Below are 22,327 nucleotides of genomic sequence, written 5' to 3' on the forward strand. Positions count from 1 at the left end.
GGGTTATTCTCAGAGATCGTCGGTATAACCGAGACTACGCAGTGCGCGCTCGTCATCGGCCCAGCCAGATTTCACTTTCACCCACAGTTCCAGGTGAACAGGTGCCTCGAACATCTCCTGCATGTCTTTACGGGCTTCAATACCGATGGTTTTAATCTTGGAACCTTTGTTACCAATCACCATCTTCTTCTGCCCTTCACGCTCAACCAGAATCAGGCCGTTGACGTCATAACCGCCGCGTTCGTTAGAGACGAAGCGTTCGATTTCAACGGTGACCGAGTACGGCAGCTCTGCGCCCAGGAAACGCATCAGTTTTTCACGGATGATTTCAGAGGCCATAAAGCGCTGTGAACGGTCGGTGATGTAGTCTTCCGGGAAGTGGTGAATCGCCTCAGGCAGGTGCTTACGCACGATGCTCGCGATGGTATCCACGTTCAGGCCGGTCTCTGCAGACATCGGTACGATATCGAGGAAGTCCATCTGGCTGCCGAGGAACTGCAGGTGTGGCAGCAGATCCGCCTTTTCCTGAACGTTATCCACTTTGTTCACGGCCAGAATCACCGGCGCTTTACCGCCGCGCAGTTTGTTCAGCACCATCTCGTCGTCAGGCGTCCAGCGGGTGCCTTCAACCACGAAAATGATCAGCTCAACGTCACCGATGGAACTGCTCGCCGCTTTGTTCATCAGGCGGTTGATCGCACGCTTCTCTTCCATGTGCAGACCCGGGGTATCAACGTAGATAGCCTGGTACGCGCCTTCGGTATGAATACCGACGATACGGTGACGCGTAGTCTGCGCTTTACGGGAAGTGATGGAGATCTTCTGCCCCAGCAGTTCGTTCAGCAGCGTGGATTTGCCGACGTTCGGACGACCGACGATGGCAACAAATCCGCAGTAAGTTTTTTCTTCGCTCATTCCAGCTCCAGCTTTTTCAACGCCTGTTCGGCGGCAGCCTGTTCCGCCTTGCGACGACTGGAACCTGTGCCGACCACCGGTTCACTCAGGCCGCTAACCTGGCAGTGGATAGTAAATTCTTGATCGTGTGCTTCACCGCGCACCTGAACCACCAGATAAGACGGCAGCGGCAGGTGACGACCCTGCAGATATTCCTGCAGGCGCGTTTTCGGATCTTTTTGCTTATCGCCTGGGCTGATTTCATCCAGACGCGTCTGGTACCAGGAGAGGATCAGCTTCTCAACGTTCTGAATATCGCTGTCGAGGAACACCCCGCCAATCAGCGCTTCAACCGTATCCGCGAGAATAGATTCCCGACGGAAGCCGCCGCTCTTCAGTTCACCCGGCCCTAAGCGCAGGCATTCACCCAGCTCAAATTCACGGGCGATTTCCGCCAGCGTATTGCCGCGAACCAGCGTCGCACGCATACGGCTCATATCGCCTTCATCCACGCGTGGGAAGCGGTGATAGAGCGCATTCGCGATCACATAGCTTAAAATTGAATCGCCCAGAAATTCTAAGCGCTCGTTGTGCTTGCTGCTGGCACTGCGGTGCGTTAATGCCTGTTGCAACAGTTCCTGATGAACAAAAGTGTAGCCCAGCTTCCGTTGAAGCCGATTAATTACGATGGGGTTCATGCGATACCAAATAAATAAATGCGTCAAAAATGCAGCACACGAAACAGACCTGAAGGAAACCAATGCGGTTTCGTGTGCCGTGTCCCAGATAAGAGACATCCGAAACTTCGGGGGGATATTCTATACGCAACGACAAGGGATGTCGTTAGTTTGAATGGATTAAAACACGAAATAATTCACGTGGCGGCTATTCAGCCGCCACGTGAAGTCAGACTAAGAATTAATGGATCCCACCGATGCGGCTTAAGCGCACGCCGGTTGGCCATTGACCCTCTTGTTTTTCGAAGCTCATCCAGATAGCGGTAGCTTTACCGACCAGGTTCGCTTCCGGCACAAAGCCCCAGTAACGGCTGTCCGCGCTGTTGTCGCGGTTGTCACCCATCATGAAGTAGTGGCCCGGTGGGACGATCCAGGTTGCCAGCGGCAAACCTGACTGGTGGTAATACATGCCGACCTGATCCTGCGCGATGGGTACGGTCAGGATACGGTGATTAACATCACCCAGCGTCTCCTGGCGCTGCGTCAGGCGTACGCCGTCGGCTTTGCTTTCACCCTGCGGCATCTCAAAGAAACCACTGGTCGCTTCACCGCCGTTGCTGCGGGAGAAGGTCTGGACGAAATCGCTCGGTTCAACGTTGGAGTAAGTGACCGGCAGCGCGCTACCGCACGCCTGACCAGAGCTGCATCCTGGCTGAATGGTCACCTGTTTGGCAATCGGATCGTAAGTGACTTTATCCCCTGGCAGACCCACGGCACGCTTGATGTAATCAAGACGCGGGTCTTCCGGGTATTTAAACACCACAATGTCGCCACGTTTCGGATGGCCGGTTTCAATTAACGTTTTCTGGTAAATCGGATCTTTAATCCCGTAGGCGAATTTTTCCACCAGGATAAAGTCGCCGATCAGCAGCGTTGGCATCATCGAACCAGACGGGATCTGGAACGGTTCATAGATAAATGAACGTACGATCAGCACGATGGCGAGCACCGGGAAGACCGACGCGCCGGTTTCCAGCCAGCCCGGTTTCGGGCCCACTTTCTTCAGCGTCTTTTTATCCAGCGCTTCGCCGGTGGCAACCTGCGCTGCCGCCTGGCGTTCCCGCCGCTTGGGCGCGAAGATAAACTTATCAACGCACCACAACAGGCCCGTGACCAGTGTGGCAATCACCAGAATCAGGGCAAACATGTTCGCCATGCCAACTCCTTAGAGATTATTTGTTGTCTTTACCGACATGCAGAATGGCGAGGAAGGCTTCCTGCGGCAGCTCGACGTTACCGATCTGCTTCATTCGCTTTTTACCCTCTTTCTGTTTTTGCAGCAGCTTTTTCTTACGGCTGATATCGCCGCCGTAGCATTTTGCCAGAACGTTTTTACGCAGCTGCTTGACGGTTGAACGCGCGATAATGTGCGTGCCAATAGCCGCCTGAATCGCGATATCAAACTGCTGACGAGGGATCAGATCTTTCATCTTCTCAACCAGTTCACGGCCACGGCTCTGCGAGTTATCGCGGTGCGTAATCAGCGCCAGAGCATCGACGCGTTCGTTGTTGATGAGGACATCAACGCGAACCATGTCAGAGGCCTGGAAACGTTTGAAGTTGTAGTCCAGCGACGCATAGCCGCGGGAGGTCGACTTCAGACGGTCGAAGAAGTCGAGCACCACTTCCGCCATCGGGATTTCATAGGTCAGTGCCACCTGGTTACCGTGGTAAACCATGTTGGTCTGTACGCCACGCTTCTCGATACACAGGGTGATCACGTTGCCGAGATAAGCCTGCGGCAGCAGCATGTGACATTCCGCGATTGGCTCACGCAGTTCGTAGATGTTGTTCAGCGGCGGCAGCTTGGACGGGCTATCAACGTAGATAGTCTCTTTTGCCGTGGTTTCCACTTCATACACTACGGTTGGCGCGGTGGTGATCAGATCCAGATCGTATTCACGTTCCAGACGCTCCTGAATGATCTCCATGTGCAGCAGGCCGAGGAAGCCGCAGCGGAAGCCGAAGCCCAGCGCCGTAGAGCTTTCTGGCTCATAGAACAGGGAAGCATCGTTCAGGCTCAGCTTGCCGAGCGCATCACGGAAGTTTTCGTAGTCATCAGAGCTTACCGGGAACAGACCCGCATAAACCTGAGGTTTTACCTTTTTAAAGCCTGGCAGCGGTTTGTCAGCCGGGTTACGGGACTGGGTCAGGGTATCGCCCACCGGTGCGCCGAGGATGTCTTTAATGGCGCAAACCAGCCAGCCTACCTCGCCGCATTTCAGCTCGGTACGGTCAACCTGTTTCGGCGTGAAGATGCCCAGACGGTCGGCGTTGTAGACCTGACCGGTACTCATCACCTTAATTTTGTCGCCCTTACGCATGGTGCCGTTTTTAATACGCACCAGCGAGACCACGCCCAGGTAGTTATCGAACCAGGAGTCGATAATCAGCGCCTGCAGCGGGCCTTCCGGATCGCCTTCCGGCGGCGGAATGTCGCGCACCAGACGTTCCAACACGTCGGTCACGCCCACGCCGGTTTTCGCCGAGCAGCGTACCGCGTCGGTGGCATCGATGCCGACGATATCTTCAATCTCTTCCGCTACGCGCTCTGGGTCTGCGGCTGGCAGGTCAATTTTATTCAGAACCGGCACCACTTCCAGATCCATTTCCATGGCGGTATAGCAGTTCGCCAGCGTCTGCGCTTCTACGCCCTGCCCGGCGTCAACCACCAGCAGTGCGCCTTCACAGGCCGCGAGAGAACGGGAAACTTCATAAGAAAAGTCGACGTGGCCTGGGGTGTCGATAAAGTTCAGCTGATAGGTTTCCCCGTTGGCTGATTTAAAGTCCAGCGTCACGCTCTGCGCTTTGATGGTAATACCACGTTCGCGTTCCAGATCCATTGAATCCAGAACCTGGGCTTCCATTTCGCGGTCGGAAAGGCCACCACAAATCTGAATAATGCGGTCAGACAGCGTCGATTTACCGTGGTCGATATGTGCAATGATGGAGAAGTTACGTATATTCTTCATATATTAAAATATTTATGCCTTACGGATACTTTGAGGCCGCGGTACGGAGCCTGACATTATTGTCGTTCGAAAACGCCGCATTCTACACTACAACCGCGTAACCAGGAAATGCTCTTCCCGCAAGCATAGCGCTTCCTGCGAGAAGCGTTCCAAAAATAATAAAGCCAGCGTAATCACTGGCTCATTTCGGTTGAGGATGCGGTGCGAATCAGGTCGGGCGGAAGCCCCACGCTGATGATGATGGGCTGCCAGGTTTCTTTCGCGGCGAGCCGAGGCGAGAGGCCTTTGGCAATCAAGAACCCGCCCACGCCGCCGAGCACTGCGCCGCACAGCGCCGCAATGTCGGTGCCGAACAGCACCTGAAACAGCGCCGCGACCACAAACAGCCCCAGCAGCGGTGACATGTAGACCAGCATCGCTGAGCCAAGCAGGCTGCCTTCGGTGATCCCCAGTTCGACCTTTTGCCCGGCCACCAGCGGCTCAGCACTAGGCACGGAAATCGTGTGGGTCGTCTGCGGCCCCAGCTTGTTCAGCACGCGGCTACCACAGCCCGCACGTGATGCGCAGCTATTGCAGGAGGCTTTTACGTCGCAGCTAACCTGCGCAACGCCGTTATGCCAGCCGACAACGGTGGCCCACTCTTTAATCATTGCGCACCCTTGAATTGAATACCGTCAGCAACCCGTTTCGCCGTTGGCGGCGGAAGCTCGCCAACAATCGTGATGTCGGCCTGGTTACGGATGGTCGTGGTGACCGTACGGCGACCGGTGCGCAGCATCTGCTCGCTGCTGTTGGCCGTCGCGCGGCTGATGTTCACGGAGAAGCTAAACAAGCCGTCAGAATAGAGACGGGATTCAACCGGACTATCGACGCTTGGCAGCGTACGGCGGCTGCTGGAAACCTCTTTAAAGCCCTGCGGCAACCAGCTTGCTGACCAGTTAAAGGTAGCGCTAGTGCCCGTTGGCAAGGAGAGCTGCGGCGGCAGGTTGGCTTTCGCCAGCCCCTGCATGCTGGTGCTGACCTGGTCGCCCGTGGAGAACGAGACTACCCGGAATTGCTCGAGGGTCTCACCGTCACGGTCGAGGAGGTCTACGCGCATTGGCAGCTTGCTTTCAGAGTCCATCCACACGATATAGCTATAGCGCGTACCGTCACGCGCCACGACGCGAATCACATCGCACATGCGGTCGGCAATACGCGTACGGCCTACGGAGATAAAGTCATAGTAAGGCGCAAGGCGTTTGAAATCGGTATAAACCAGGGAAGGCAGCGAGTCGACGATGTAGTCGCCGTTCAGCGTGAAGGGATCGAGCCCCGGCTCAAAGTAGCTGATTTCACTGCCGCGCTGGACCACTTCGCGGCGTGGGCCGTCCATCTGCAGCAGCTCCGCCAGCGGTTGGCCGTTAAGGCGCACGTGACGATAGCGCAGTGATTCGACGCCTGATTTATTAATGCTGACGAACGACAGCTCGTAGTTGAGTGACTGGCTGGCCAGATTCATCTCCTGCAACAACGCCCCGGACGATACATCAGCCGAGGCGTTGGCGGTGAAGAACAGGCTACCAGCCACAAGGGACATGGCACACCAAAGTTGCTTCATTACTGCGATTGCGTTCCTAGAGTTTGATAGCCTGGCACTTGAACAGCCGCTTGCTGGGTTTGTGCCTGCTCAAACTGAAGCTGTTCTGAATGCAAGCGACGCTGCAATTCGTAGTCCTGCAGCATAGCGTTAATGCGACGGCGCTGTTCCTGAACCTGTTGCGGCCCGGTGCTGCCTGCCGACGCGTCCGAAGGACCCCCCAGACTAACCGGACTGGCTTTACCCATCATCGGCAGCGTGTTGAATACCGGTGATTCAGGTTGGGAGGATTCCGGTTGCCCATTATAGTGCTGAACGCCGACAATAACAGCAAGCGATACGCAAGCTGCCACGCCCATCTGGGTAAGCGAACTGGCCCATGGACGAACCTTGCTCCAGAATGGCATCTTCTGCCATTGATGCGGTGCTGGCTGGGCTTCAGGAATAAGCGGCGCTGTCTTAAGACGAACCGGCTCATTTTCGATGGCGGCCATTACGCGAGAGGAAATGTCGAAGTGAAGCACGTCACCCGTGTCGCCGCGAAGCGAATCGCGGATCAGGTGATAGCTTGACCAGGTTTCCTGTAACTCTGCCGAGCGCGTCAACTCTGTCAGCAGCTCGTTATCCAGCGTTTCACCATCCATTAAGGCGGAAAGTTGTTCTTTCTGCATGCCTAATACCTTTTCCAGTATCCCGCTTCCATCAACGCCTGATAAGCGGTTGAACTTTATTATCGATAGCTTCTCGCGCACGGAAGATACGTGAACGAACCGTACCAACCGGACAATCCATGATGGCCGCTATCTCTTCATAGCTTAGGCCATCGAGCTCCCGCAAGGTAATTGCCATGCGTAAATCTTCCGGAAGCGCATCAATGGTACGAAAAACTATCTGTCTCAGTTCTTCTGACAACATTAAGTTCTCAGGGTTCGAAATTTCTTTCAAAGCGCCACCGCTTTCAAAGTTTTCGGCATCGTTCGCGTCAACATCACTGGACGGCGGGCGACGACCCTGAGCAACCAGATAATTTTTAGCCGTGTTGACCGCAATGCGGTACAGCCACGTATAGAAAGCACTATCTCCCCGGAAAGAATCCAGCGCGCGATAGGCCTTAATAAAAGACTCTTGCACCACATCCGGCACGTCGCCAGAGGGCACATAGCGGGAAACCAGGCTCGCAACCTTATGCTGATAGCGCACTACCAGTAGGTTAAAAGCTTTCTGATCTCCTTTCTGGACCCGTTCAACCAGGACCTGGTCCGTTAACTGCTCGCTCATCCGAGGTAATGTCTCCCCAAACCTTATTCCCATGCGTAATCAGAATGCCACTCCACCACTGCATTACGAGCAAGCAGGGACTTAGAGTGTTCGAATTTCGTAAAGTTCCGTTACGCTTTGTTTTTTGTTTAGCTCAGACCGTTCATTGTCTATCATTATAAGTCTGCTGATGCCTACCAATACGTAAGTTGCGAAATAAAAACGCAAATCCCGAGAAGAGTAACGTAACCCGGCTTTTATTTCATCATAAATACGTCTTAAAACTCATAGCGTTCCTCTTATTATTCATTCTCCCATCCCCTCCATTTCCCCATCAAATGTTTAGTCATTACAACCATAGCTCAAAAAAACCCTGCCCATGTCGCTTTTATAGTGCTACTCTCCGCTTACCGTGTTTAGTAAATTAAACAAAAATGATGAACTCACTTCCAGAACTTTCTTGTGATGTACTGATTATCGGTAGCGGCGCAGCAGGCTTGTCGTTGGCACTCCGTCTGGCAGAGCACAGTTCGGTTATCGTGCTGAGCAAAGGGCCGATCAGCGAAGGCTCAACCTTCTATGCCCAGGGTGGTATTGCCGCCGTCTTCGATGAGACGGACAGCATTGAATCGCATATCGATGATACGTTGATTGCCGGTGCCGGCATTTGCGATCGCCAGGCTGTGTCGTTTGTTGCCAGCAACGCCAAACACTGCGTGCAGTGGCTTATCGATCAGGGCGTGCTGTTTGACACCCAGATACAGGCAAACGGGGAAGAAAGTTATCATCTGACACGCGAAGGCGGGCACAGCCATCGCCGTATTCTGCATGCTGCCGATGCTACCGGGCGCGAAGTCGAAAACACCCTGGTCAGCAAAGCCATTAACCACCCCAACATCCGCATTCTGGAACGCAGCAACGCCGTTGACTTAATCATCTCAGATAAAGTTGGCCTGCCTGGCACCCGCCGTGTGGTTGGCGCCTGGATTTGGGATCGTAATAAAGAGAAGGTTGAAACCTGCGCGGCGAAATCGGTTGTGCTGGCGACCGGTGGCGCTTCGAAGGTGTATCAGTACACCACCAATCCGGATATATCCTCTGGAGACGGTATCGCCATGGCATGGCGCGCGGGCTGCCGCGTAGCGAACCTCGAGTTCAATCAGTTCCACCCTACCGCGCTGTACCATCCGCAGGCGCGTAACTTCCTGCTGACCGAAGCGTTACGCGGTGAAGGTGCACACCTGAAGCGCCCGGACGGTAGCCGATTTATGCTGGACTTTGACGAACGTGCCGAGCTGGCACCGCGTGATATCGTCGCACGCGCCATCGACCATGAGATGAAGCGCCTTGGCGTTGACTGCATGTATCTCGACATCAGCCATAAACCGGAAGATTTTGTGCGTCAGCACTTCCCGATGATTTATGACAAGTTACTGGGCCTGGGGATCGACCTGACCAAAGAGCCAGTGCCGATTGTGCCAGCGGCGCACTATACCTGCGGCGGCGTGATGGTTGACGACTACGGTCGTACCGACGTTGATGGGCTCTATGCCATCGGCGAAGTGAGCTATACCGGGCTGCACGGTGCCAACCGCATGGCATCCAACTCGCTGCTGGAGTGCCTGGTATACGGCTGGTCAGCGGCGGAAGATATTCATAAGCGCATGCCGTATGCGCGTCAGGCCGAAAAACTGCCCGCGTGGGATGAGAGCCGCGTGGAAAACTCCGACGAACTGGTGGTGATTCAGCATAACTGGCACGAACTGCGCCTCTTTATGTGGGACTACGTCGGCATTGTGCGCACCACCAAACGGCTGGAGCGCGCGCTGCGCCGTATCACCATGCTGCAGCAGGAATTGGACGAGTACTATTCCCGCTTCCGCGTGTCGAACAACCTGCTGGAGCTGCGTAACCTGGTGCAGGTAGCCGAGCTTATCGTGCGCTGCGCGATGATGCGCAAAGAGAGCCGTGGCCTACACTACACGCTGGACTACCCGGAGCTGTTAGCCGAATCGGGCCCGTCGGTGCTCTCTCCGCTGGTTCACATAAATAGATAGAACGCCTGGGTCAGTGCTGTGTAGCCTTCTGAATACTGCTGCTCTGGCCCACGGATCACCAGCCTGTCGCTAAAGCACTCCCCCCCCTTCGGTGAAAACGCCAATAATACCCGATGCGGCAGGCGCATCTCCGTTTCCGCCACATCGGTGCGTAGGCGCAAATGCCAGCCCATCGATAACGCCTGTTGGGTAAACGTCTGGCCGATATTTTCCGGCAGCACCACGCAGAAGAAACCATCTTCGGTAATCGCGTTCGCCGCGCAGGCCAACAGCGCTTCATGGTCGAGTGAGGTGGTGTAACGCGCCTGCTCACGCTGCGGCGTTGCGCACTCCACCCCCTGCTCATAGTAAGGCGGGTTGCTGACAATCAGGTTATAGCGCGTGGTCAGCCCGGCAACCCACTGCTGAATATCTGCCGTATGTACCTGAATACGTTCCGCCCATGGGGATTCAGCCACGTTTTCACGCGCCTGCTCCGCGGCGTCTTCATCCAGCTCAACGGCGTCGATCGCCACGCTATCATCGGTACGCTGCGCCAGCATCAGCGCGAGTAAACCGCTGCCAGCGCCAATATCGAGGATCCGGGTAACTCTCGCTATGGGTGACCAGGCACCCAGCAAAATACCGTCCGTACCGACCTTCATGGCACAACGATCGTGAGCGACAAAAAACTGCTTAAAGGTAAATCCGTTGCGGCGCAGCGCGGATTTAGAATCAGAGATCATGGTCAACCTTGCCAGGGGAACTGCATAAGCTTTTATTGATATGCACAATACCCGAGAACAGATAGCCATACAAACAGATGAAGATTAGAGCCGTAACGTCTATAATCAGCGCCTCACACAGAGGTAATCATGACTGTAACGACTTTTTCCGAACTTGAACTTGACGAAAGCCTTCTGGAAGCCCTCCAGGATAAAGGCTTTACACGCCCGACTGCCATTCAGGCTGCCGCCATTCCGCCTGCGCTCGATGGACGTGATGTTCTCGGTTCTGCGCCAACCGGCACCGGTAAAACAGCGGCGTATTTGCTGCCTGCGTTGCAGCACCTGCTCGACTTTCCGCGCAAAAAATCTGGCCCGCCGCGCATCCTGATCCTCACGCCTACGCGTGAACTGGCGATGCAGGTCGCCGATCATGCTCGCGAGCTGGCAAAAAACACGCACCTGGATATCGCGACCATCACCGGTGGCGTTGCGTATATGAACCACGCCGAAGTGTTCAGCGAAAACCAGGATATCGTGGTGGCGACGACCGGTCGTCTGCTGCAGTACATTAAAGAAGAAAACTTCGACTGCCGCGCCGTTGAAACACTGATCCTCGACGAAGCAGACCGTATGCTGGACATGGGCTTCGCCCAGGATATCGAGCATATCGCCGGTGAAACCCGCTGGCGTAAACAGACGCTGCTGTTCTCCGCAACCCTCGAAGGTGAAGCGATTAAAGACTTTGCCGAGCGTCTGCTGGAAGATCCGGTAGAAGTGTCTGCAACACCGTCGACCCGCGAGCGTAAGAAAATTCATCAGTGGTACTATCGCGCCGATAACTTCGAGCACAAGGTTGAGCTGCTGAAACACCTGCTGAAGCAGGAAGATGCCACCCGTACCATCGTGTTTGTGCGTAAGCGCGAGCGTGTGCACGAACTGGCGGAAATCCTGCGTCAGGCGGGGATCAACAACTGCTATCTCGAAGGCGAGATGCCGCAGATTAAGCGTACCGAAGGCATTAAGCGTCTGACCGACGGCCGCGTCAACGTGCTGGTTGCAACCGACGTTGCTGCGCGCGGGATCGATATTCCCGACGTCAGCCACGTCATCAACTTCGACATGCCGCGCGGCGCAGATACGTACCTGCACCGTATCGGCCGTACCGGCCGTGCCGGTCGTAAAGGGACGGCGATTTCTCTGGTGGAAACGCACGATCACCTGCTGCTGCTGAAAATCGGCCGCTATGTCGAAGAGCCGCTGAAATCTCGCGTCATTGACGAACTGCGTCCGACGACGCGCGCACCTAGCGAAAAAATGACCGGCAAACCGTCGAAGAAAGTGCTCGCTAAACGCGCCGAGAAGAAGAAAGAGAAAGACAAAGAAAAACCGCGTGTGAAGGTCCGTCACCGCGATGCCAAGAACGTTGGCAAACGCCGTAAACCAAGCGGCAGCGCTGCGCCAGAGCAGACTAACGAAGAGTAAAGCAAACGCCGGGATAACCTCCCGGCGTTTTCATATTGGAAGGTAACGGAAGCTGACCATAAAGAAAAAAGAGTTTGTGACTCAGGATCTCCTCAGCAAAATCTACCGGCAGTCGCAGGGCTGATTTATGGCTCTGCGCCCACTCGTGCCGACGGTACATTGCCGGGTGCTGCAGCGCCAGCGCTTCATCTATCACTAGCGCTCTTGCTTCCGTGTTTATTACCTTCTTTGGCGTGGCCATCGCATTGATCCTCTCCTTTACGCTCACCGCCGTTCTGGTAGGACGCGAAGAAGCCAAATAAAAAAAATCCCCCCGCAGGCACCCTGCGGGGGGATTCATCTACTGATGTCGGGCTAGCCCGACACGCCACTTTCCCACCCCTGAGAAATTACAGGCTCTCAGTAAAAGTACGCGCAATAACGTCGCGCTGCTGTTCTGGGGTCAGAGAGTTAAAGCGCACGGCATAACCAGACACACGAATGGTCAGCTGCGGGTATTTTTCTGGATGCTCAACTGCGTCCATCAGGGTTTCACGACGCAGCACGTTCACGTTCAGGTGCTGGCCGCCTTCAACGCGGACTTCTGGTTTCGCTTCAACCGGAATTTCACGGTATTCGATGTCGCCCAGCGCGCTGACGGCAACAACGTCATCTTCTGCGTAACCGCCTTTTGCACACAGGCAGCGTGCTTCGCCTTTCTCGCTGTCGAGCAGCCAGAATGAGTTCAGCAGGTCGTTGTTTGCAGCTTTAGTGATTTGGATACCTGTAATCATTTGATGCCTCCCTAAGGCTCTTTATATTCGTTTTTAACCGGCCTGACCGCGGCCAATTGGTAAAACCATTGTTGCTTGAGTGTATATATACCCCTCAAACACCCCTGATTCTTTGATTTAAATCAACAAAAACCACACCATAAAAAAGGTCATACGGGAAAATACTTGTTTTGCATCAAGTTACGTCCTGTGGCACGCGCAAAAATCTTTGTAAATATTCAACTTTTTTTAGCCCACCAGCAGCAAGCGCTGCCTTCCGATTTTGTGATGTCGAAAGAAGCAGTTAAGCTATACCGATAGCAATTCGCAGGAGAGTGAGATGACCACCCCTTTAACCTGGCACGACGTGCTGGCCGCTGAAAAAGCGCAGCCTTATTTTGTGAACACCCTTGCCACCGTCGCCAGCGAGCGTCAGTCCGGCCAGACTATCTATCCGCCGCAAAAAGATGTTTTTAACGCCTTTCGCTTTACCGAGCTAAACGATGTGAAGGTGGTGATCCTCGGGCAGGACCCGTATCACGGCCCTAATCAGGCACACGGTCTGGCCTTCTCCGTGCAGCCAGGTATTGCAACGCCGCCTTCACTATTGAATATGTACAAAGAGCTTGAAGGAACCATCCCCGGTTTTACCCGCCCGAACCACGGCTATCTTGAGAGCTGGGCACGCCAGGGCGTGCTGCTGCTCAACACCGTGCTGACCGTTCGCGCAGGACAGGCGCACTCGCACGCCAGCCTCGGCTGGGAAACCTTTACCGATAAAGTGATCGCGCTGATTAATGAACATCGCGAAGGCGTGGTGTTCTTATTATGGGGATCGCACGCGCAGAAAAAAGGCGCCATTATCGATACTCAACGCCACTGCGTGCTGAAAGCACCGCACCCATCGCCGCTCTCCGCGCATCGCGGGTTCTTTGGCAGCAACCATTTTGTGAAGGCGAATGAGTGGTTGCAGCAGCGCGGTGAAGCGCCGATTGACTGGATGCCGGTGCTGCCGGAATAGTTCGGAGGTTTTCCCGGCGTCGCGTTGCTCGGCCAGGCTACCGTTCACATGTAGCCCGGCCGGACCCAGTGACGCCGGAGAACTGTGTAGATATAAAAAAACCGGTCGAGTCGCCTCTTCCGGTTTTTTTTTTCAACATCGCGTTTGCTTACGCTTTATGCTGACGCCACCATTCGGCTAACAGCACACCCGTCGCCACGGAGACGTTCAGGCCTTCAACGGCACGCGTCCCGTCGATAGAAACGCTCATGTCAGCGATAGCGGCAGCCGCTTCGGAAACGCCATCGCGATCCTGGCCCAGCGCCAGAACCATCTTCTTAGGCAGCTCGGATTGGAACAGTGGCATGCCACGGCCGTTGCCGCTGGTCGTTACGATGGTGTAGCCCGCATCGCGGAACTGCTCCAGCGCGTCGATGAAGCCATCGCCGGTAATTGGCTCAACGTGTTCAGCACCACCTTCCGCGGTACGGATAGCGGCACCGGATTCCAGTAACGCGGCGTCCTGCAGTACCACGCCTTTCACACCGAAGTGCGCGCAGCTGCGGATCATCGCGCCGAGGTTGTGCGGGTTACCCGCATCTTCCAGCGCCAGTACGCAATCTTCTTCACCGCTTTTCGCAACCCACTGCTGTACGGACGTCCCGTTACGCTTTTTGATCAGGAAGCACACGCCGCCGTGGTGCTCAGTGCCGGACGCTTTCGCCAGCTCTTCTTCGTCAACCACATGATAGGCTTTACGGTTCGCCGCCATCCAGCGCAGCGCTTCTTTAAAGCGTGGGGTAACACTCTGTACGAACCATGCGCGAACGATAGCGTCCGGGCGGCTCTGGAACAGTGCCTGACAGGCGTTTTCACCGTAAACACGGGTCTCTTCTGCGCGCTGACGACGCAGGACTTCTGGATCGATAAAGCTTTTACCGCTGATCCCGCCGTGATCGGCTTTCGCCGGAGCGTCATCACCAGGAGCACGGGAAACCGTACGCCATGGGGAGCCTTCACCACGATCGCGATCGCGTTCTACATCGCGGTCACGGCCACGTTCACGGCCGCGTTCGCTGTTAGGCCCCTTTCTCTCATCACGGGCAGGGCGACGACCGCCTTCGGCACGGGAAGCACCAGCACGGGATGCGCCAGGACGGCCTCCGCCTTTACCAGTACGAGGATTTTGGGTGCGTTTGTCCGAGTCATCGTCACTGCGGACGTACATCACTTTGACCTTGCCGTTTTTGTTTTTCAGTTCGTCGCTCATGTTTTTCTCCACCTGCGCTGCGCGAAGCGCGCAGATTACCTGATGTGTTAGCGCTTAGCCATTACTTCATAAAAAAGACCACGACTATTATATCCATCGGATAAAACGCCTTGTTGATTAATACAGTCTTGTTGATAATGTGTAACATTATAGAAACATCCGGCAACATTGCCGTTCTGCAACACGATGACCCAGAGGTGAGTTATGAATACCGTTTGTGCCCACTGCCAGGCGCTTAATCGCATTCCAGAAGCGCGTATTAACGAAGCGGCAAAATGTGGACGCTGTGGTGAAGACCTGTTCGATGGCGAAGTAATTAACGCTACGGACAGCACGCTGGATAAACTGCTGAAGGACGATCTTCCCGTTGTTGTTGATTTCTGGGCGCCATGGTGCGGCCCATGCCGTAATTTTGCGCCAATCTTCGAAGATGTCGCCGAGGAGCAAAGTGGGAAAATCCGCTTTGTGAAAGTGAACACCGAAGCGGAACGCGAGCTCAGCGCCCGTTTCCGTATCCGTAGCATCCCGACCATTATGATTTTCAAAAATGGTGAAGTTGTCGATATGCTCAACGGCGCGGTACCAAAAGCACCGTTTGAAAGCTGGCTGAACGAAGCGCTGCAGGCATAATCCCACCGGGGCACATCTTGTGCCCCGTATTCGCCTCTGCGACAATAGTATTTTTGCCGTACGATTCCCATGATTGATAACGCCGTTCTTCGGTTGCGCGCCGAGCGACTTGCCCGCGCGACTCGCCCTTTTCTTGCCCGTGGTAATCGGGTTCGCCGCTGCCAGCGTTGTCTGCTGGTGCAACGCTATTGTCTGTGCGACACCATCGCCCCGCATCCGGCAAAGAGCCGTTTTTGCCTGGTGATGTTCGATACCGAACCGATGAAGCCCAGCAATACCGGTCGCCTGATTGCCGACATTTTGCCGCAAACCGAGGCTTTTCAATGGTCGCGTACCGAGCCGCCGCAGGCGCTGCTCGAGCTGGTTAAAAACCCAGACTACCAGCCGATGGTGGTTTTCCCGTCGTCCTACGCAGACCCAGACCGTCAGGTGCTCACTACGCCACCCGCCGGAAAACCGCCGCTGTTTATTATGTTAGACGGAACCTGGCCAGAAGCGCGGAAAATGTTCCGTAAAAGCCCGTGGCTGGACAATCTGCCGCTTATCTCCGTCGATCTGTCACGGGTGTCGGCATACAGCCTACGCGAAGCGCATGTCGAAGGTCAGTACTGCACCGCCGAAGTCGCCATTGCGCTATTGGATTTAGCCAACGACACCGGGGCAGCTTCTGCGCTCAGTGGACACTTCACCCGCTTTCGTGAGCACTACCTTGCAGGAAAAGCTCATCATCAGGGGAACATCACAACAGCCGAAGCGGAAAACGGTTAAACTCATCAGATTACTGTCGCGTAAGGAAGACGGCTATGAGTCAACGTGGGCTGGAAGCACTTCTGAGGCCAAAATCCATTGCGGTGATTGGCGCCTCAATGAAACCACAGCGGGCCGGTTTTTTGATGATGCAGAATCTACTGGCCGGCGGCTTTGCTGGCCCCGTTCTGCCCGTTACCCCGACCTGGAAAGCGGTGCTTGGCGTTCTTGCCTGGCCGACGATTGACAGCCTCCCCTTTTCACCGGATCTCGCGGTGCTTTGCACCCACGCTCGGCGCAACCTTGAGCTACTGGAAGCGCTGGGGGAAAAAGGCTGCAAAACCTGCATTATTCTCTCTTCTACTCCCGATCAGTTCAGTGCGCTAAAAGCCTGCGCCGCCCGCTATCAGATGCGTCTGCTGGGGCCAAACAGCCTCGGGCTACTGGCGCCATGGCAGGGCCTGAACGCCAGCTTTTCCCCGGTACCCATTCGCAAAGGCAAGCTGGCCTTTATTTCTCAATCGGCCGCCGTTTCTAATACCATCCTCGACTGGGCGCAGCAGCGGGAAATGGGGTTCTCTTACTTTATCGCGCTGGGCGACAGTCTGGATATTGATGTCGACGACCTGCTCGACTATCTGGCGCGAGACAGCAAAACCAGCGCTATTCTGCTCTATCTGGAGCAGCTCAGCGATGCACGGCGCTTCGTTTCCGCCGCCCGTAGTGCTTCACGTAATAAGCCGATTCTGGTGATTAAAAGCGGGCGCAGCCCGGCCGCTCAGCGTCTGCTTCACGTGAACTCCGGGATGGACCCGGCCTGGGATGCGGCCATTCAGCGTGCAGGTCTGCTGCGCGTGCAGGATACCCACGAGCTTTTCTCCGCCGTTGAAACCCTCAGCCATATGCGCCCGCTACGCGGCGAGCGTCTGATGATTATCAGCAACGGTGCGGCGCCAGCCGCGCTAGCGCTGGACGAGCACTGGGCGCGCAACGGGAAGCTTGCCACCCTCAGTGACGATACGTGCCAGCAATTACAACAGCTGCTGCCGGACACCGTTGAGGCCAATAACCCTCTGGATCTGCGCGATGATGCCAGCATCGAACACTATTTAGCGGCGGTGAATATACTGCTCAATAGCCCGGACCTGGATGCCCTGATGGTGATCCACTCCCCTAGTGCTACGGCACCGGGCAGCGAAAGCGCCACCGCGCTGATTGACCTCATCAAGAAGCACCCGCGCGGGAACTACATTAGCGTGTTGACCAACTGGTGCGGGGAATATTCCTCACGGGAAGCACGCCGTATGTTCAGCGATGCGGGCATTCCAACCTACCGTACCCCGGAAGGGACGATTACCGCCTTTATGCATATGGTGGAATACCGACGTAACCAGAAGCAGCTGCGGGAAACACCGGCGCTGCCACATAGCCTGACGGCCAATACCAGCCAGGCGCACGAGCTATTACAGCAGGCAATAGACAGCGGCATCAGCGCGCTGGACACCCACGAAGTTCGCCCGATTCTGGAAGCCTACGGGCTGAATACGCTGCCCACCTGGATTGCCTCAGACAGCGCCGAGGCAGTGCATATTGCCGAGCAAATTGGTTATCCGGTGGCGTTGAAACTGCGCTCGCCGGATATTCCGCACAAATCGGAAGTTCAGGGCGTCATGCTCTACCTGCGCACCGCCACCGAGGTACAGCAGGCTGCCGATGCGATCCTCGACCGCGTCAAAATGACCTGGCCGCAGGCGCGCATTCACGGCCTGCTGGTGCAGAGTATGGCTAACCGTGCTGGCGCACAGGAGTTGCGTGTAGTGGTTGAGCACGACCCGGTTTTTGGCCCGCTGATTATGCTGGGCGAAGGTGGCGTAGAGTGGCGCGCGGAAGATCAGGCCGCCGTAGCGCTGCCACCGCTGAATATGACGCTAGCGCGCTATCTGGTTATTCAGGCCATTAAGAGTAAGAAAATACGCGGCCGCAGCGCGCTACGCCCGTTAGATATTCCGGGCTTAAGTCAGCTCCTGGTGCAGGTTTCGAACCTGATTGTCGACTGCCCGGAGATCCAGCGTCTCGATATTCACCCGCTGTTGGTCTCCGGTAATGAATTTACCGCGCTGGATGTGACGCTGGATATCGCCCCGTTTAGCGGCTCGAGCGAAAGCCGGCTTGCCATTCGTCCGTATCCTCAGCATCTGGAAGAGTGGGTCACCATGAAAAACGGTGAACGCTGTCTGTTTCGCCCTATCCTGCCGGAAGATGAGCCGCTATTGCAGCAGTTTATCGCCCGGGTCACAAAAGAGGATCTCTACTACCGCTACTTTAGCGAGATTAACGAATTTACCCATGACGATTTAGCCAACATGACGCAGATCGACTACGATCGAGAAATGGCCTTTGTGGCGGTTCACGGCTCTGGTGACAATAGCGAGATCCTCGGCGTGACCCGCGCGATTTCCGATCCGGATAATATCGACGCGGAATTTGCCGTACTGGTTCGTTCCGATCTAAAAGGCCTTGGGCTCGGCGGGAGGTTGCTGGATAAGCTTATCGGCTACACTCGCGCTCACGGTTTACTGCGCCTGAACGGCATTACCATGCCCAATAATCGCGGGATGATAGCGCTCGCGAGAAAGCTCGGTTTTGACGTTGATATTCAGCTGGAAGATGGCATCGTCGGTCTATCCCTAAGGCTGAGTGATGACTAAGTTGCTGGAAATGCTGCCCTTACCAGACAGAGATGGTATCATTGACCGCTTACGTCGTCTGCCAGGTACAGAGGACCCTTCACTAAACCAGAGAAGAAACGCACTGTGATGTTGTCAAAATTTAAGCGTAATAAACATCAACAACACCTTGCCCAACTACCCAAGCTTTCACAGTCTGTTGATGATATTGAGTTTTTCTATGCTCCAGCAGATTTCCGTGAAGCTCTGCTCGCAAAAATCGCCAGCGCCACGCGCCGAATTTGCATCGTCGCGTTGTACCTCGAACAGGACGACGCCGGAAAGACGATTCTGCAAGCCTTGTACGAAGCCAAACGTCAACGCCCGGAGCTTGAAGTCCGCGTGCTGGTTGACTGGCATCGCGCACAGCGTGGGCGTATTGGTGCTGCCGCGTCTAATACCAATGCGGACTGGTACTGCCGTACTGCGAAAGAAAACCCGGGCGTAGAGGTTCCCGTTTACGGCGTGCCTATCAACACCCGTGAAGCGCTCGGCGTACTGCACTTTAAGGGCTTCATTATTGATGACTGCGTGCTGTACAGCGGCGCGAGCATCAACGATGTCTATCTGCATCAGCACGATAAATATCGCTATGACCGCTATCAGTGCATCCGTAACCCGCAGATGGCCGACATCATGTTTAATTGGGTGTCGGAGAATCTGGTTGAAGGTCGCGGCGTTAACCGCCTCGATAATACCGAGCGTCCGAAAAGCCCGGAAATCAAAAACGATATTCGTCTTTATCGTCAGGAGCTGCGCGATACCAGTTACCATTTTGAGGGTAACGCCAGCGATGACGAGCTCACCGTCACGCCGCTGGTTGGTCTGGGCAAAACCAGCGTACTGAACAAAACGATTTTCCACCTGATGCCGTGCACTGAGGAAAAGCTCACCATCTGCACGCCATACTTCAACCTACCTGCACTGCTGGTGCGGAATATTATTCGCCTACTGCGGGATGGGAAAAAGGTCGAGATTATCGTCGGCGATAAGACGGCAAACGACTTTTACATTCCAGAAAACGAGCCGTTTAAGATTATCGGTGCGCTGCCTTATCTGTATGAGATTAACCTGCGCCGCTTCCTGAGCCGCCTGCAGTATTACATCAATACCGATCAGCTGACTGTGCGCCTGTGGAAAGACGAGGATAATACCTATCACCTGAAAGGGATGTGGGTGGATAACGAGTGGATCCTGCTGACCGGCAACAACCTTAACCCACGCGCCTGGCGCCTGGATCTTGAAAACGCCGTGCTGATCCACGATCCGAAAAAACAGCTAGCGTCTATGCGCCAGAAAGAGCTGGATCTGATCCGCAAACACACGACGGTGGTAAATGACTTCCGCGATCTGCAAAGTATCGCTGAATACCCCGTTAAGGTGCGTAAGCTGATTCGCCGTCTGCGACGTATTCGTATCGACCGACTGATCAGCCGTATCCTTTAAATTGCAGCCCCGTTTCGACGGGGCTTTTTTTCAAGGAGCCATAATGACCCGCATCCTCGTTCTTTGTAGCGCGCTCGTATTAAGCGGCTGTAGCCATATGGCAAACGATAGCTGGAGCGGGCAGGATAAAGCCCAGCACTTTATTGCCTCCGCCATGCTTTCTGCCGCCGGTAACGAATATGCGCAGCACCAGGGCATCAGCCGCGACCGCAGCGCCGCCATTGGCTTTATGTTTTCCGTCAGTCTGGGGGCATCCAAGGAGCTGTGGGATAGCCGCCCGGCGGGAAGCGGCTGGAGTTGGAAAGATTTTGCGTGGGATGTCGCCGGCGCCACAACCGGCTATGCTGTGTGGCAGCTGGCGCAGCATTAGCATACTACAGGCGTAACCCCTTCCCTTTGCGGTGCAGCTTCAGCGATACCAGGAACGCCAGCGCCGCCATCACCGTGACGTACCAGAAGAAGGCCGTCTCAATCCCGGACGACTTCAGCGACAGCGCAACGTACTCAGCCGAACCGCCAAACAGCGCATTCGCGACCGCATAAGAGAGCCCGACTCCCAGAGCACGAACCTGTGCCGGGAACATTTCAGCTTTCAGAATGCCACTGATAGAGGTATAGAAGCTGGTAATCAACAGTGCGCACATCACCAAACCAAACGCGGCGTAAGGCGAAGTGACGTTTTGCAAAGCTGAGAGAATGGGCACGGTAAACAGCGTTGCAAGGGCACCGAAGCAAAGCATAGAGGTACGGCGACCGACTCTGTCTGACAGCAGGCCAAAGAACGGCTGTACCAGCATGTAGACAAATAGCGCCGCCGTCATAATCACGCTGGCGAGGTTTGCGCTCATGCCGGCGGTATTCACCAGATACTTCTGCATATAGGTCGTGAAGGTATAGAAGCTTAGCGACCCTGCTGCGGTAAAGCCCAACACCATCACGAAGGCTCGACGGTTACGCCATAACCCTTTGAAGGAGCCCGCCTCTTTTAGCGTACGCGTCTCTTTCTGTGATGTTTCATCCAGTTGACGGCGCAGCCACAGCGCAACAATCGCCAGCACCGCGCCCATAGCGAACGGTATACGCCATCCCCAGGCGTGGAGGCTTTCGCTGTCCATCACGTTTTGCAGAATAACAACGACCAGTACCGCCAGCAGTTGGCCACCGATTAAGGTGACGTACTGGAATGACGCATAGAAGCCTTTGCGTCCTTCAACCGCGACTTCACTCATATAGGTTGCACTTGTGCCGTACTCTCCACCGACGGAGAGACCCTGGAACAGACGCGCCAGCAGCAGCAACGCCGGAGCCCAGGTGCCAATCACGCTGTAGCCCGGCAGACAGGCGATCACCAGCGAGCCAAAGCACATCATACAGACGGAGATAAGCATTGAAACTTTGCGTCCGCGACGGTCGGCGATGCGGCCAAACAGCCACCCGCCGATAGGACGCATCAGAAAACCGGCGGCAAAGACGCCTGCAGTTTGCAGCAGTTGGGTGGTGGTATTTCCGGATGGAAAGAAGATGTGGGCAAAATACAGAGAACAGAACGAGTAGACATAAAAATCAAACCATTCAACGAGATTCCCCGATGATGCCCCGACAATTGCCATGATACGACGGCGAGTATCGCTGCCGGTAAGCGTCCCTTCTGGGGTCACACTGGTTACAGCCATTTGTTAACTCCTGCCAAAAGCGATCTCCTGCCTTAACCGGGCGTAACACGTCACGCAGGCAGATATTTTAGTAAATGAAATGTTATATAATTGTTATATGTAAATTAGTGACCGATGTCACGTTTTTCATTAGCAAGATCACGATTTAGGAGTAACTTCAGTGGTGAGGGTCGTTTGAAAGGAGAAACGGGAGGAGTGGATATGCATCCGGCAGGTTTCATTATCACCGCCTGTAGCCCGGGCGAACGCAGTGACCCCGGGAATATCACCGCACTTTCACTTTCCGCAGACGCAAAAAAGCCCATCCGTCAGGATGGGCTTCTTCACTAATTGATGCCTGGCAGTTCCCTACTCTCGCATGGGGAGACCCCACACTACCATCGGCGCTACGGCGTTTC

At 55.1% G+C, this 22,327-nt stretch carries 21 protein-coding genes; 8 read left to right on the top strand and 13 right to left on the bottom strand.

The window, feature by feature from the left end:
- Positions 1–9: 9 nt before the first annotated feature.
- The 8 genes from era to rpoE form a co-directional block, all read right to left on the bottom strand.
- Positions 10–915: a GTPase Era gene (gene era / locus FHC49_RS01285; protein WP_220438331.1), complete on the bottom strand. Its 906-nt coding sequence runs from the start codon at positions 913–915 to the stop codon at positions 10–12.
- Positions 912–1,592 (bottom strand): ribonuclease III, encoded by a 681-nt coding sequence (gene rnc, locus FHC49_RS01290; protein WP_015963393.1) that lies wholly within the window; start codon positions 1,590–1,592, stop codon positions 912–914. The genes era and rnc overlap by 4 nt, the downstream gene beginning before the upstream one ends.
- 220 nt (positions 1,593–1,812) lie before the next feature.
- Entirely contained in the window at positions 1,813–2,787 is a 975-nt protein-coding gene (lepB, locus tag FHC49_RS01295) for a signal peptidase I (RefSeq protein WP_185670084.1), read from the bottom strand.
- A gap of 16 nt (positions 2,788–2,803) precedes the next feature.
- A complete protein-coding gene (lepA, locus tag FHC49_RS01300) occupies positions 2,804–4,603 on the bottom strand; it encodes a translation elongation factor 4 (protein WP_185670083.1) in 1,800 nt (599 codons plus the stop codon).
- 173 nt (positions 4,604–4,776) lie between these two features.
- Positions 4,777–5,253 carry a SoxR-reducing system protein RseC gene (gene rseC, locus FHC49_RS01305; RefSeq protein ID WP_220438333.1) on the bottom strand — a complete coding sequence of 159 codons (477 nt, stop codon included), beginning with the start codon at positions 5,251–5,253 and terminating at the stop codon, positions 4,777–4,779.
- Positions 5,250–6,203: a sigma-E factor regulatory protein RseB gene (gene rseB, locus FHC49_RS01310; protein ID WP_185670081.1), complete on the bottom strand. Its 954-nt coding sequence runs from the start codon at positions 6,201–6,203 to the stop codon at positions 5,250–5,252. Before rseB ends, rseC begins: the two co-directional genes overlap by 4 nt.
- Positions 6,203–6,853 (bottom strand): anti-sigma-E factor RseA, encoded by a 651-nt coding sequence (gene rseA / locus FHC49_RS01315; protein WP_220438334.1) that lies wholly within the window; start codon positions 6,851–6,853, stop codon positions 6,203–6,205. The genes rseB and rseA overlap by 1 nt, the downstream gene beginning before the upstream one ends.
- Positions 6,854–6,884: 31 nt before the next feature.
- A complete protein-coding gene (rpoE, locus tag FHC49_RS01320; protein ID WP_035893821.1) occupies positions 6,885–7,460 on the bottom strand; it encodes an RNA polymerase sigma factor RpoE in 576 nt (191 codons plus the stop codon).
- 416 nt (positions 7,461–7,876) lie between these two features.
- Between rpoE and nadB the strand changes: the two genes are divergently transcribed.
- Positions 7,877–9,496, top strand: coding sequence for an L-aspartate oxidase (gene nadB / locus FHC49_RS01325; RefSeq protein WP_220438348.1), 1,620 nt, complete (start codon positions 7,877–7,879; stop codon positions 9,494–9,496).
- Here nadB and trmN read toward each other — a convergent pair.
- Complete coding sequence (trmN, locus tag FHC49_RS01330; RefSeq protein ID WP_220438347.1) at positions 9,481–10,218, bottom strand: tRNA(1)(Val) (adenine(37)-N(6))-methyltransferase TrmN; 738 nt, start codon at positions 10,216–10,218, stop codon at positions 9,481–9,483. The genes nadB and trmN overlap by 16 nt on opposite strands.
- Before the next feature lie 132 nt (positions 10,219–10,350).
- Between trmN and srmB the strand changes: the two genes are divergently transcribed.
- On the top strand, positions 10,351–11,685 hold the full coding sequence (gene srmB / locus FHC49_RS01335) for an ATP-dependent RNA helicase SrmB (protein WP_185670079.1): 1,335 nt from the start codon (positions 10,351–10,353) through the stop codon (positions 11,683–11,685).
- On the opposite strand, the gene FHC49_RS01340 is transcribed toward srmB, so the two are convergent.
- Both FHC49_RS01340 and grcA read right to left on the bottom strand, forming a co-directional pair.
- On the bottom strand, positions 11,672–11,926 hold the full coding sequence (locus FHC49_RS01340; protein ID WP_220438336.1) for a hypothetical protein: 255 nt from the start codon (positions 11,924–11,926) through the stop codon (positions 11,672–11,674). The genes srmB and FHC49_RS01340 overlap by 14 nt on opposite strands.
- A 148-nt stretch (positions 11,927–12,074) precedes the next feature.
- Positions 12,075–12,458, bottom strand: a complete 384-nt coding sequence (gene grcA / locus FHC49_RS01345) for an autonomous glycyl radical cofactor GrcA (protein WP_185670077.1) — start codon at positions 12,456–12,458, stop codon at positions 12,075–12,077.
- Between the two features lie 319 nt (positions 12,459–12,777).
- Between grcA and ung the strand changes: the two genes are divergently transcribed.
- Positions 12,778–13,458, top strand: coding sequence for a uracil-DNA glycosylase (gene ung, locus FHC49_RS01350; RefSeq protein WP_185670076.1), 681 nt, complete (start codon positions 12,778–12,780; stop codon positions 13,456–13,458).
- A 148-nt stretch (positions 13,459–13,606) separates the two neighbouring features.
- Here ung and FHC49_RS01355 read toward each other — a convergent pair whose 3' ends face one another.
- Positions 13,607–14,707: a tRNA/rRNA methyltransferase gene (locus FHC49_RS01355; protein ID WP_220438337.1), complete on the bottom strand. Its 1,101-nt coding sequence runs from the start codon at positions 14,705–14,707 to the stop codon at positions 13,607–13,609.
- Positions 14,708–14,911: 204 nt separating this feature from the next.
- On the opposite strand from FHC49_RS01355, the gene trxC reads away from it, so the two are divergent.
- From trxC to FHC49_RS01380, 5 genes are all read left to right on the top strand, one after another.
- On the top strand, positions 14,912–15,337 hold the full coding sequence (trxC, locus tag FHC49_RS01360; RefSeq protein WP_123650357.1) for a thioredoxin TrxC: 426 nt from the start codon (positions 14,912–14,914) through the stop codon (positions 15,335–15,337).
- Positions 15,338–15,406: 69 nt separating this feature from the next.
- Positions 15,407–16,105, top strand: a complete 699-nt coding sequence (locus FHC49_RS01365; protein WP_185670074.1) for a tRNA-uridine aminocarboxypropyltransferase — start codon at positions 15,407–15,409, stop codon at positions 16,103–16,105.
- 35 nt (positions 16,106–16,140) lie between these two features.
- Entirely contained in the window at positions 16,141–18,792 is a 2,652-nt protein-coding gene (pat, locus tag FHC49_RS01370; RefSeq protein WP_220438338.1) for a protein lysine acetyltransferase, read from the top strand.
- Between the two features lie 108 nt (positions 18,793–18,900).
- Positions 18,901–20,256 carry a CDP-diacylglycerol--serine O-phosphatidyltransferase gene (pssA, locus tag FHC49_RS01375; protein ID WP_185670095.1) on the top strand — a complete coding sequence of 452 codons (1,356 nt, stop codon included), beginning with the start codon at positions 18,901–18,903 and terminating at the stop codon, positions 20,254–20,256.
- 43 nt (positions 20,257–20,299) lie between these two features.
- The gene (locus FHC49_RS01380) at positions 20,300–20,626 is read left to right on the top strand and encodes a YfiM family lipoprotein (RefSeq protein WP_220438339.1); all 327 of its coding nucleotides are present in this window, start codon (positions 20,300–20,302) and stop codon (positions 20,624–20,626) included.
- A gap of 4 nt (positions 20,627–20,630) precedes the next feature.
- Here the strand turns inward: FHC49_RS01380 and FHC49_RS01385 are convergent, their stop codons facing one another.
- Positions 20,631–21,929 carry an MFS family transporter gene (locus FHC49_RS01385; protein ID WP_185670071.1) on the bottom strand — a complete coding sequence of 433 codons (1,299 nt, stop codon included), beginning with the start codon at positions 21,927–21,929 and terminating at the stop codon, positions 20,631–20,633.
- Positions 21,930–22,327: the final 398 nt, after the last annotated feature.

Source organism: Kluyvera sp. EC_51, assembly GCF_019584505.1.
Taxonomy (GTDB): Bacteria; Pseudomonadota; Gammaproteobacteria; order Enterobacterales; family Enterobacteriaceae; genus Kluyvera; species Kluyvera sichuanensis.